We start from the raw sequence: 12,652 nt of genomic DNA on the forward strand, positions 1-12,652 counted from the left end.
GATTTTCCTCAGCAAACAGACAAACAATTCTTCAGTTCAAGGCGATTAAAATTTATGAAGTATTTGGTATATGCCAGCCTGATCATAAGCGGTGCGAGTATTGCACAAGATGCACCTCAGTATGCTATTAGCGCAATCAACGCAAATAAAACCCTACTAACTGATATTACTAATACAGGTGCTGCTTTAGTGGCTGTAGGTAAGCACGGTACGGTAATAACAAGCAAAAATGCTGAGCAATGGCAGCAAGCGCAAAGCGTCCCTACACAGGTATTGTTAACGGCTGTCGATTTTTCTAATGAAACCCACGGGTGGGCGTGCGGGCACGATGCCACAATAATTAATACCACCGATGGTGGTTTAAATTGGCAATTACAACAAGCAAAGCCAGAGCTTGATAAGCCGTGTTTAGATATTTACTTTGAAGATGACTCAAATGGTTTTGCTGTTGGCGCTTATGGCATGTTTTATCAAACCAGTGATGGCGGCAAGCACTGGCATAAACGCTTTTTAGACTCTTTACTGTTTAGTGAAGACAGAGAGTATTTGAATGATTTAAAAGAAAATGATCCTCAAGGCTACGAAGCTGAAACAGCATCTATACTGCCTCATTTTAACCGTATTGAAAAAACAGACAGTGGTTTGATGTTAGTCGGTGAAATGGGGTTAATGGCCAAAAGCAGTGATAATGGCCAAACATGGCAACGCCTTGATGAAATTTACCCAGGTTCTTTTTTTGCGGTAGTATCAGATCCGCAGCAAGAGATTGTGGCAGGGCTCAGAGGAAATGTATTTGCTAAAAATAAAAATGAACAACAATGGCAGCATTTTGAAAATGTTAAAACGGCCACGGTTAATAACATTATAAATTATAATAATGAGCATTGGTTACTGCTGGCAAATAGTGGTGTGATCTTTCATTTAAAAGATGGCTTACTTACACATGAACAACGCCCCGATGGTAAAGCTATTCTTGATGGCGTAATAATTAATAATAAATTAGTCATGGCAACAGAAGATGGCATTAAAGTGAAGGAGTTGAACCCTTAATGCATACGTTTTTAGATTTTTTAGAAAAGGCGGTGTTTAGACACCGTACTATCATGTTGATCGCTTTTGCGCTAATCACATGTTTTTTAGGCTATAAAGCCACTCATATTGAATTAGACGCCTCGTTTAACAAAAATATTCCGCTGAATCACGAATACATGAAAGTGTACACCAAACACGAAAAACAATTTGGTGGCGCAAATAGCATTTTAATTTCGGTGTGTGATGACAGTGGCGACATTTTTAACCCCGAATTTTTCACCCAGTTAAAAGCAGTACACGATCAACTGTATTTTATTCCTGGTGTAAACCGCCCATTAGTTAACTCTATTTTTGCGCCCAGTGCGCGCTTTGTTGAAGTGGTTGAAGATGGTTTTGCTGGCGGCCCAATCATTCCTGCAAACTTTAAAGCTGACCAAAAAGGTTTAGCGGTAGTTAAAGAAAACATTGAAAAAGCAAAAGTAGTAGGGCGAATGATTGCCAGCGATTACTCATGTGCCATGGTGACCGCGCAACTACTCGAAACCGACCCGCAAACTCAGCAAAAGCTAGATACACTCGCATTTGCAGATAAGTTAGAAACGCAAGTAAGAGAGCCTTTAAGTACAGATAAAGTCAGTATACATATTATTGGATTTGCCAAAATGGCCGGCGATATTGCTCAAGGGGCAAAAGGCGTTGTGCTATTTTTTGCTATTGCCATTGGTTTTACCTTTATTATGGTATGGCTATTTTGTGGCAGTTTAAAGCTCACCATTTTACCTATAGCGTGTTCAATTATTGCCGTAATCTGGCAAATGGGTTTATTGTCGAGTCTAGGTTTTGGTCTCGACCCTATGTCTATATTGGTGCCGTTTTTAGTATTTGCGATTGGTGTAAGCCACGGTGTGCAGATGATCAACGCCATTGGTAAAAAAGTAGGTGAGGGCAAAAGTACCCGCATTTGTTGTCAATCAAGCTTTAGAGCATTACTTGTACCTGGTGGTATTGCGCTGCTTTCAGACACGGTGGGCTTTTTAACCCTGCTGACTATTGATATAGGTATTATTCGTGAACTTGCAATCACAGCAAGTTTAGGTGTTGCGGTTATTATATTTACTAATTTAATTTTATTGCCTGTGTGGGCCTCGTATATGAATTTTGCCAACACTGTGCATATTCAATCAGGCGATGCGCAAAAGCCAAATATGCTAGATGCGATACGCGATTTATTAGTAAAAGCCACAGACCCTAAAACCGCAAAAATGATTATTGGTTTTACCCTGGTGTTATTTGCCTTAGGTTACTGGCAAGCAGATAAAATGCGAATTGGTGATTTACATGCAGGTGCGCCTTCGCTGCATCAAGATGCTCGCTACAATCAAGATACTTTTTTAATATCGGACAAATACACTATTTCGTCGGATATTTTAAAAGTGATTGTTGAGGCTTACCCAGCGGCGTGTACAGAGCACGATGTGATGGCGCGCATTAGCCGTTTTCAGTACAAGGTAGAAAACGTGCCAGGCGTACAATCGGCGGTTAGTTTAAGCTCTGTGGCGCAGTCGGTTAACGCAGGTTACAACGAAGGTAACTTAAAATGGCAAAGCTTACCGCGTAATTCAGCCAGCTTAGTGCAATCAACAGCCCGTGTAGAAACAAGCACAGGGTTACTCAATGGTGATTGCTCAGTCATGCCGGTGATTATATTTTTAGATGATCACAAAGCAAATACAATCGATACCGTTATTCAACGTGTTAAGCAATTTGCACAAGAAGAAGGCACAGACAAGTTAGCCTTTAAGTTAGCGTCTGGGCCAGTAGGGGTTATGGCGGCAACAAACGAGTCTGTTTCTGCGGCGCAAATTCCGATGATGCTGTACGTTTACGGCGCAGTTATTATTTTGTGTTTGTTAAGCTTTAAGAGCGTAAAAGCGACAATCGCAGTAGTATTACCTCTGTATATTGTATCAACTCTTGCACAAGCACTTATGGTGCAATTAGAAATTGGCTTAACGGTATCTACTTTACCTGTTATAGCCTTAGGTGTAGGTATTGGTGTGGATTACGGTATTTATATACTTTCTTCAATGATGGGCCAACTTAAGCAAAACGTACCGCTGAGCGTGGCGTACCGTAATGCCCTTGTTGAGCGTGGCAGTGCTGTATTGTTTACCGGTATTACCCTTGCGATAGGTGTTAGTACGTGGATATTCTCTGATCTTAAGTTTCAAGTAGATATGGGAATACTGCTTACCTTCATGTTTTTAGTAAATATGTTAGGTGCGGTACTGCTATTACCCGCAATTGGTAGTCTGCTGTGGACCGACCAGAAAAAATAAAGTGAATAATTGTGCTCCTAAATGACCTGTAATGGTCATTTATATCTATATTTTGTGAATAGATGACCAAATAGCTGAAATGCTTAAAATGTTTTCATCGAAAAGGCTGTTTATTAGCGCTAAAAGGGTTAGAATTTAACTGACTCCACGCTAATAAATGGCTGTACAAATATTCTGCTTAACTAAAAGCAGTAATAGATTAAGGAACATACAATGACACGAAATGAAGGCCAAGCCTCGGTTATCCTAGATAATGTCTGTAAGCTTATCCAGAAAAAAGTTCACGCTGATAATGTGTTACTCGTTGAGAAATTCGCCAAAGCCTTGTACAGCAATATGTCTAAAGAGGATTTGGCAAATCGCAATGATAGTGACCTATACGGTGCTGCACTCAGCCTTTGGAATGCACTAGAAAAAAACACCACGGACGACGCAGTAATTCGCGTTTTCAACCCTGAAGTAGCAAAAGATGGCTGGCAGTCATCACATACAATTGTAGAAATTATTGCTAAAGATATGCCATTTTTAGTAGATTCTGTTCGTATGGCTATGACCCGTGAAAATATAGCTTCTCACTTATTACTTCACTGCCCACTAAAAATTCAGCGTGACGATAACGCTAAAATTTCTGGTTTATCAAATTTAAAAGCAGAGCAAGAATCGACCTCTACTAAAACAGTGTTCTTTATTGAGATTGACCGCCAAACTGATGCATCTGTTATTGCTTCTTTCAAAAAAGAGCTCGAATCAGTATTGGTTGATGTTTCTATTGCGGTAGATGATTGGCAGCCAATTCGCGAAAAATTAGTCTCTGTTACTAAAGAAGTACCAAAACGTAAGCACAATAAAAATAAGAACGAAGTATCTGAAGCCGTAGAGTTTTTAGATTGGCTGGCTAAAGATAACTTTACTTTAATGGGTTATCGCGAGTACGAGCTTACCCCTGTACAAGGTGATTACCAGTTAAAAGGTAAAATGGACACAAGCCTTGGCCTGATGAAAAATTCAACCGATGAGCACACACGTTTATTATCTGAATTACCTGAATTTGCTCGCCAAGAAGCCCTCAGCAGTAACTTATTAGTATTAACAAAAACGAACTCTGTATCGCGCGTTCATCGCCCAGCGTACATAGATTACGTTGGTATTAAACGCTTTGATGATGAAGGCAATGTGGTTGGTGAAGACCGTTTTATCGGCCTATTTTCATCAAGCTTTTACAACAACAGCGCAGCAGATGTGCCTGTTCTAAAAACTAAAATTAACCGCATCATGGATATGTGTGACTTTGCAAAAGGCACCCATGCATACAAAGCGGTACTTAATATTTTAGAAACGTACCCACGTGATGAATTAGTTCAAGCTCGCGAGAGCGAGTTACTTGAAGTAGCAATGGGTGTTTTACAAATTCAAGAGCGTGACATGTGTCGCTTGTTTGTTCGCAAAGACGCCTACGGACGTTTCTTCTCTTGTATGGTGTACGTCCCGCGTGAGCGATACAACACAGCGCTGCGCCGAGAAACACAAGACATTTTAGCTAACGCCTTTAATTCTGACGAAAAAGTCGAATTTACTACCTATTTCTCTGAGTCAACACTGGCGCGTACACATTACACCGTTCGTGTGACCGATAACAATATCGAATATAACGTGAAAGACATCGAAAACAACCTAGTAGAAGCTGCTCGTACATGGGAAGATAAATTACAATCTGCACTGTTAGAGTCAGCAGGGGAAGCCCGCGGTAATGAGCTAAATCGTAAATATTGCAACGCGTTTGCACGCTCTTACAAAGATGAAGTACTACCAAGTGCTGCGGTTGTAGATATTGAAAAACTAGAATTGTTAAACGACGAGAACAAGCTAGAAATGCTGTTCTACCGTCCGCAAGAAGAAGCTAACAGCAATATTGTACGGCTAAGCTTGTTCCATAAAGATGAGCCAATTCACTTATCTGATGTTATGCCAATGCTAGAAAACTTTGGTTTACGCGTGGTAGGTGAAACGCCATATTCTGTTAAAACAAGTGATGGTCGTATCAATTGGATCATGGACTTCTCTATGCTGATTGACAGCAAAGGAATGGCCGACTTTGATAAGATTTCTGCTCGTTTTCGCGCTGCATTAACTAATGTATGGGGCAACCGCCTTGAAAACGACGGCTTTAACCGCTTAGTATTAATGGGTGGTTTAACAGGTCGTGAAGCCTCTATATTACGTGCCTATGCAAAATATATGCGCCAAATTGGGGTTACCTTCTCACAGACCTACATTGAGAGCACGTTTGCAAACTACCCGCATATTGCTGCGCAAATAGTTAACTTATTTGCTAAAAAGTTCTCAGTAAAAAGCCCTGCAAGCCCTAAAACACTTGAGAAATTAAGTGCACAAATTTACTTAGAGCTTGAAAACGTAGCGAACCTTGATGATGACCGTATTATACGTTTATACGTAGATATGATTGTCGCAACACTGCGTACTAACTACTTCCAAAAAGATGAAACAGGTCAGTTTAAATCTTACGTGTCGTTTAAAGTACAGCCTAGCTTAATTCCTGATATGCCGCTTCCGCTGCCAGCATTTGAGATTTTTGTATACTCTCCGCGTGTAGAAGGTGTACATTTACGTGGGGGTAAAGTTGCTCGTGGTGGCCTTCGTTGGTCAGACCGTCGTGAAGATTTCCGTACTGAGGTACTGGGCTTAGTAAAAGCACAACAAGTTAAAAACACCGTAATTGTTCCGGTAGGTTCTAAAGGTGGTTTTGTATGTAAGCAGCTACCGAGTGAACGCGAAGCCTTTATTAAAGAAGGTCAAGAGTGTTACAAAATTTTCATCCGTGGTTTATTAGACATTACCGATAACATTGAGCGTGGTGAAATTGTACCGCCAGCTAATGTAACACGTCACGATGAAGACGACCCATACCTAGTAGTTGCAGCCGATAAAGGTACAGCTACTTTCTCTGATATTGCTAACGGTATTGCTAACGAATACAACTTCTGGCTAGGTGATGCGTTTGCATCAGGTGGTTCAGTAGGTTATGACCATAAGAAAATGGGCATAACAGCAAAAGGTGCATGGGAGTCTGTTAAACGTCATTTCCGTGAAATGGATATTGACTGTCAAACTACCGACTTCACTGTGGTTGCTATTGGTGATATGGCCGGCGACGTGTTTGGTAACGGCATGTTATTGTCTAAGCACATTCGCTTACAAGTCGCGTTTAACCATATGCACATATTTGTAGACCCTACACCAGATGCAGCGACCTCTTACCCAGAGCGTGAGCGCTTGTTTAACCTGCCTCGTTCATCATGGGAAGATTACAATAAAGATCTGATTTCAGCGGGCGGTGGGATTTTCTCGCGCGCAGCTAAATCGATTTCTTTAAGCCCAGAAATGAAAAAAATGCTTGGCACTAAAAAAGCAAGCATGACACCGAACGAGTTAATCAAAGCCTCATTAATGATGGAATTTGATTTACTGTGGAACGGTGGTATTGGTACTTACATTAAAAACAGCCACGAAACAGACGCTGATGTAGGGGATCGTGCAAACGATGCGCTGCGCATAAACGGTAAAGACCTTGGCGCTAAAATTTTAGGTGAGGGCGGTAACTTAGGTGCAACCCAATTAGGGCGTATCGAGTTTGCAGCCAAAGGCGGGCGTGTAAATACCGACTTTATTGATAACGTAGGCGGTGTTGCGTGTTCAGATAACGAAGTAAATATTAAAATTTTACTTAACGGCTTAGTTTCAGAAGGGGATTTAACACGTAAACAACGTGATGAGTTACTTTACTCTATGACCGACGAAGTGTCTGAGCTTGTACTTAAAGATTGTTACCGTCAAACACATACATTGTCGATTACACAGTCTAAAGGTGCATCAACACTTAAAGAGAAGATCCGCTTTATTCATGCCCTTGAAAAAGAAGGCAAGCTAAACCGTGCAATCGAGTTTTTACCAACTGATGAAGAGTTGGCAGAGCGCGCTGCAGCAGGTAAAGACCTAACACGTCCAGAGCTTTCAGTATTAGTTTCGTACGCTAAAATGGTGCTTAAAGAGTCGTTAGTAACAGATGAAATTACTGAAAACCCTTATTACCGTCAGCTACTAGTTAAGTCTTTCCCGCGTCCACTGCGTGAAAAATTTAACGACGCGATGGATAATCACCCACTGCGCAAAGAAATTATTGCAACAAAACTAGCGAACAATATCGTTAATGACATGGGCTTAAACTTCATGGTACGCATGAACGAAGAGACCGGTGCTAACGAAGCTGAAATCGCAATGTGCTACTCAATTGCGAGTGAGATTTTTGAAATGCGTGAAACCTGGTCATCAATCAGCGCGCTTGATAATAAAATCCCAGCAGCAGTTCAAACCGAAATGCTGTACCAATTACGTCGTACTGTTCGCCGTGCAACACGCTGGTTCTTGCGTCATCGTAATAAGTCACAAACAATTGAACAAGCTATCGAGTTCTTTGCACCAACGTTTAAAGATTTAAGCGAAAACTTAAATACGTACATGCAAGACAAAGAACACGAATGTTTAACTGGCAAAGCAAATGAGCTAGTTGAAAAAGGTGTACCTAAGCAAATTGCTAAGCGTATTATTGACCTTTCTAGCCTGTTCTCTGTAATGGATATTGCTGAAATAGCGCATAATTCAGGCCGCAGTGTGGCGATGGTATCTAATACCTACTTTAAACTTGGCTCGCGTATGGGCTTACACTGGTTCTTAGATCAAATTACTAACCAGCCTGTTTCTAACCATTGGCAAGCACTTGCCCGTGCGTCGTACCGTGAAGAGCTTGATTGGCAACAACGTACGCTTTCTCATGTTGTGCTAAACAGCTTTGAAGGTGACGAAAACGATGTTGATAATCAAATCGATCAGTGGATGGCCAGCCAAGATCTGCTGCTACAGCGTTGGAAGCAAATGTTAGCTGAATTTAAAACCTCGCAAAGTCACGACTTTGCTAAGTTCTCAGTTGCACTGCGTGAATTAATGTTGTTAAGCCATAACTGTGATACATCAGGAAAATAATTTAGCTTTAATTGGTTATTTATTCAGTAAATAATCAGTTAATTGTTAAAATTGTTATACAATACCTCAGCCTAGTCTGAGGTATTTTTTTGTCTGTAATTTAAAGAGGAACAATTCATGTTTTACGATTTAGCCCGCCGTTTTATGTTCACCCGAGATGCTGAATGGGCACATGAGTTTGCGCTTAATAATTTACGCCGTTTTGCACACACCCCTTTAAACGCAGCTTGGTCACAACAACTACAAAACAAACCCGTTAATTTTTTAGGCCTTGAGTTTAAAAACCCTGTGGGTTTGGCCGCAGGTTTAGATAAAAACGCTGAGTGTATTGATGCCTTTAGCCAAATGGGCTTTGGTTTTGTAGAAGTTGGCACAGTTACCCCGCGCCCGCAAGCAGGTAATGATAAGCCGCGCATTTTTAGATTACCGCAGTCAAATGCCATTATTAACCGGATGGGCTTTAATAATAAAGGGGTCGATAATTTAGTTAATAACGTAAAAAATGCCAAGTACACCGGTATTTTAGGTATTAATATTGGTAAAAATAAAGATACCCCAAATGAGCAAGGTAAAGACGACTACATTCATTGTATGCGTAAAGTGTTCGAGCATGCTTCGTATATTACGGTGAATATTTCATCTCCAAATACCCCAGGGCTGCGCGATTTACAATATGGCGCCGCGTTAGATGATTTACTGCAAAGTTTAAAGAATGAACAGCTCGATTTAATTGCCAAGCATAATAAGCAAGTACCTATGCTGGTTAAAATAGCGCCAGATCTTGATCAAATCCAAATTGAGCAGGTTAGCGAGTCACTATTAACGAATCAAATTGATGGTGTAATCGCAACAAATACTACGCTTGAACGTAGTGCAGTAATGGGTCAGCAATACGCCGATGAGGCGGGTGGTTTATCTGGCAGCCCTGTAAGAGAGCGCTCTACACACGTTGTTAGCGAACTTAAACGTTTAACACAAGGTAAATTACCAATTATTGGTGTAGGCGGTATTGATGATGCGCAATCAGCTCAAGAAAAGCTAAATGCAGGCGCAAATTTAGTGCAGGTTTATACTGGGTTCATCTACAAAGGGCCACAATTGGTAAAATCGATCGTTGATTCCTTATAAGGATCAGTTATGTAAGCTTTTGATCGTTCAATAAATGTTCTAAACAAATGTTTTAAAAATGGTCAAAAGCCGTTATAATCTAATATTAATGTCTTAATTATAAATAAATTTTTAAACAAGGAGGAGGCAAATGTTACAAGCAACAAAACAATGGCAGTGGATTGCATGTGCAAATAAAAACCGCTTACTACTTGATTTAAATGACGATATGCAACTATGCACACCGTATAAATTAAGACAACTCACCGACTGTGTATTTGAAAACCCGCGTTTTAGCTTAGAAGATGCTGCTTTTTATGAACAGGTATATAACTACTTAGATGGTTTTGAGCTGTATAAGCCTGCACAAATTTGCCAAATTGCGCTCAATGCCACCGCTGTAAAATTTCATTTAAAACCGGTACTGGCTAAAAGTTGGTTTTTTGAAGAGTACACTGGCAGCCAGCCAAGTACAGAAGCCATCGTTAAACTTACCTCAAAAGCGCAAACCGGTGAGTTTTTAATTGTTGAACATTGCCCTGATGCTTCAATTTGCCTAAACCTTAACGAAATATTCAAACTTGATGATAACTTGTCTCTTGAACAGTTTGAAGTTATCCGCGTTTTAAACAATCGTATTCACCCGCTATTACTTGAGCAATATCACACTAAATCAGCTTAGCAAATTTACAAATCGAGCTGCGTTTATCAAGTGTTTGTCAGCCAACCTATGTTATAATCCTGCGCAATTAGCTATTAAGGGTTATTACTTTGCAATTTATCGCACTTACTTCTATCGGAATCGAAAATTTACTTGTTGATGAACTAACAGAATTAGGCGCCGTCGTGTCTAAACAAACTGTGGGTTCTGTTCGCTTTGAGGCAGATTCAACATTGGCGCAAAAAGTTTGTCTATCAACTCGTTACGCAACACGTGTGCTGATGCTTATTGAAGAAAAAGAAGGCGTGAATGATAAAGATAGCCTGTATAAATTTGCTCGTTTTCAGCCATGGCAAGAATGGTTTGGCCCTACCCAAACATTTGCCGTTGATTTTAATGGTACCAACGACTCTTTAAAAAATACCCAGTTTTCAGGCTTGGTAATTAAAGATGCAATTGTTGACTACTTTAACGATTTATACGAACAGCGCCCAAATGTAGATAAGCAAGATGCCAATGTGCGTGTTGTGGCGCGTTTAAATCGCCATGGTGTGGCTTTGTATATTGATTACTCGGGACCTCGTTTGTCTGAGCGCGGTTATCGCCAAGGCCAAGGTAAAGCGCCTATTAAAGAGCACTTAGCGGCCGCGATTATTAAACGCAGTGGTTGGCTTGAAAATGTAAATCAACCTTTATTTGACCCATGTTGTGGTGCAGGCACTATTTTAATAGAAGCTGCGGGCATGGCGCGTAACGAAGCACCTGGTTTATTTAGAGAAGGGTTTGCTTTTGAGCGTTTACCTAGTTTTAGAGCGGCCAAATTTAAACAACTGCGTGAAGAATTAATTGAGCAAATTACCGATCCTAAATTGTGGTTAATTGGCCACGATTACGATGCGCAAGTTCTAGATAAAGCCATTGCCAATGCCGAGCGTGCAGAGCTGGGTAATGTTATAAAGTTTAAGCAAAGTGATGCAACTAAGCTTACCTCTGTTGCTAAATTACCCGGGGTGGTTATTTCTAACTTACCGTACGGCGAACGTATTGGCTCTATGGCTGAGCTGGTAAATTTACACCGCAGCATGGGCGTGGGTTTTAAAAAGCACTTTAATCATTGGAAGCTTGCGTTACTAGGCATGGATGAAAGCTTATTTAAGCTGTTAAAACTGGTCAAACAAAAGCGTTATAAATTTAAAAACGGCCCATTAGATGTAGAGCTAAATTTATATCAGTTAGATGATAAACAGGTAAGCCTGACAAGCGATGACAAACCGGCTCTTAATTTTGAAGGCTCAATGTCGTTTGCTAATCGTTTGAAAAAGAACAAACAAGGCCTAAAAAATTGGCTTAAACAAAACGAAGTACAAGCTTATCGCGTATACGATGCTGATATTCCTGAATACAACGTAGCGGTTGATATTTACGGCGATTCTGCTGTTATTTTTGAATACGCAGCACCTAAAGAAATTGACGAAAAAACATCAGAAAAGCGTCTTCAAGATGTGATTAGCTTAACTGCACAGCAGCTAAACATAGCGCCTGAAAACATTGCCGTTAAAGTGCGTAAAAAACAAAAAGGGGAAGAGCAGTACACCCCAATGGCTAAACAAAACCGCACTATGGTGGTGGAAGAATTTGGCGCTAAGTTTAAAGTAAACTTGTTTGATTACCTCGATACAGGGCTGTTTTTAGATCATCGTTTAGCGCGTCGTTATATTCAGCAAAATGCAAAAGACAAACGCTTTTTAAACTTATTTGCCTACACAGGTACAGCCTCTGTGCACGCGGCATTAGGGGGTGCAAAAGCAATTACCACCGTTGATTTATCAAAAACCTACCTTAAGTGGGGCCAAGATAACTTTGCGTTAAATGATATTAGCAATACTCGCTACCGTTTTGAGCAAGCTGATTGTTTAAAATGGCTAGAATACGCACAAGGCCAATACGATTTAATCTTTTTAGACCCGCCTACGTTTTCTAATTCTAAACGAATGAAAGACGCGTTTGATGTGCAAACCGATCATATAAAATTACTTACTTGGGTTAAAAAAATCTTGAGTCCGTCGGGTACATTAATTTTTTCTAATAACAAACGCGGTTTTGTAATGGATGAAGTAGGTTTGATGGGCTTAGGGTTAAAAGCTGAAAATATTTCAGAAAAAACGTTATCACCTGATTTCAAACGTAATAAAAAAATACACAACAGTTGGTTAATTACCCATGGCTAATTATGTTTTATACCACACCGATGGCTGTCATTTATGTGAGCAAGCCGAGCAGGTTTTATTATCGGTTTTGGATAAAAATAGTGAGCTTAAATTAATTGATATACTCACTGATGAGCAGCTAATAGCGCGTTTTCAGTTAAGTATTCCCGTATTTGAGAGCAAAAGCGGCCACTATTTGTATTGGCCGTTTGATGCACAAACAGTGCATGAATTTTTAGCGCAAGAATAAA

Annotated in this window: 7 protein-coding genes; all 7 read left to right on the forward strand. The window is 40.3% G+C overall.

Going from position 1 to position 12,652, the window contains the following annotated elements:
* Positions 1–54 precede the first annotated feature (54 nt).
* Positions 55–1,050, forward strand: coding sequence for a WD40/YVTN/BNR-like repeat-containing protein (locus CWB60_RS14010; protein WP_138576520.1), 996 nt, complete (start codon positions 55–57; stop codon positions 1,048–1,050).
* Entirely contained in the window at positions 1,050–3,371 is a 2,322-nt protein-coding gene (locus CWB60_RS14015) for an efflux RND transporter permease subunit (protein ID WP_138576518.1), read from the forward strand. Before CWB60_RS14010 ends, CWB60_RS14015 begins: the two co-directional genes overlap by 1 nt.
* Before the next feature lie 213 nt (positions 3,372–3,584).
* Positions 3,585–8,426: an NAD-glutamate dehydrogenase gene (locus CWB60_RS14020; protein ID WP_004586703.1), complete on the forward strand. Its 4,842-nt coding sequence runs from the start codon at positions 3,585–3,587 to the stop codon at positions 8,424–8,426.
* Positions 8,427–8,543: 117 nt separating this feature from the next.
* Complete coding sequence (gene pyrD / locus CWB60_RS14025; protein ID WP_004586702.1) at positions 8,544–9,554, forward strand: quinone-dependent dihydroorotate dehydrogenase; 1,011 nt, start codon at positions 8,544–8,546, stop codon at positions 9,552–9,554.
* Positions 9,555–9,684: 130 nt separating this feature from the next.
* Positions 9,685–10,215, forward strand: a complete 531-nt coding sequence (locus CWB60_RS14030) for a cell division protein ZapC (protein WP_138576516.1) — start codon at positions 9,685–9,687, stop codon at positions 10,213–10,215.
* An 89-nt stretch (positions 10,216–10,304) separates the two neighbouring features.
* Positions 10,305–12,422 carry a bifunctional 23S rRNA (guanine(2069)-N(7))-methyltransferase RlmK/23S rRNA (guanine(2445)-N(2))-methyltransferase RlmL gene (rlmKL, locus tag CWB60_RS14035; protein ID WP_054982571.1) on the forward strand — a complete coding sequence of 706 codons (2,118 nt, stop codon included), beginning with the start codon at positions 10,305–10,307 and terminating at the stop codon, positions 12,420–12,422.
* Positions 12,415–12,651 carry a glutaredoxin family protein gene (locus CWB60_RS14040; RefSeq protein WP_096041650.1) on the forward strand — a complete coding sequence of 79 codons (237 nt, stop codon included), beginning with the start codon at positions 12,415–12,417 and terminating at the stop codon, positions 12,649–12,651. The genes rlmKL and CWB60_RS14040 overlap by 8 nt, the downstream gene beginning before the upstream one ends.
* The last annotated feature ends 1 nt before the right edge of the window (position 12,652 follow it).

The sequence above is a fragment of the Pseudoalteromonas sp. S327 genome (assembly GCF_005886415.1).
GTDB classification, from domain to species: Bacteria; Pseudomonadota; Gammaproteobacteria; order Enterobacterales; family Alteromonadaceae; genus Pseudoalteromonas; species Pseudoalteromonas atlantica.

Bases quoted from the DNA above. Each gene is read 5' to 3' on its own strand.
- CWB60_RS14010 (WP_138576520.1), top strand. From the start codon at position 55: ATGAAGTATTTGGTATATGCCAGCCTGATCATAAGCGGTGCGAGTATT.
- CWB60_RS14015 (WP_138576518.1), top strand. From the start codon at position 1,050: ATGCATACGTTTTTAGATTTTTTAGAAAAGGCGGTGTTTAGACACCGT.
- CWB60_RS14020 (WP_004586703.1), top strand. From the start codon at position 3,585: ATGACACGAAATGAAGGCCAAGCCTCGGTTATCCTAGATAATGTCTGT.
- pyrD (WP_004586702.1), top strand. From the start codon at position 8,544: ATGTTTTACGATTTAGCCCGCCGTTTTATGTTCACCCGAGATGCTGAA.
- CWB60_RS14030 (WP_138576516.1), top strand. From the start codon at position 9,685: ATGTTACAAGCAACAAAACAATGGCAGTGGATTGCATGTGCAAATAAA.
- CWB60_RS14040 (WP_096041650.1), top strand. From the start codon at position 12,415: ATGGCTAATTATGTTTTATACCACACCGATGGCTGTCATTTATGTGAG.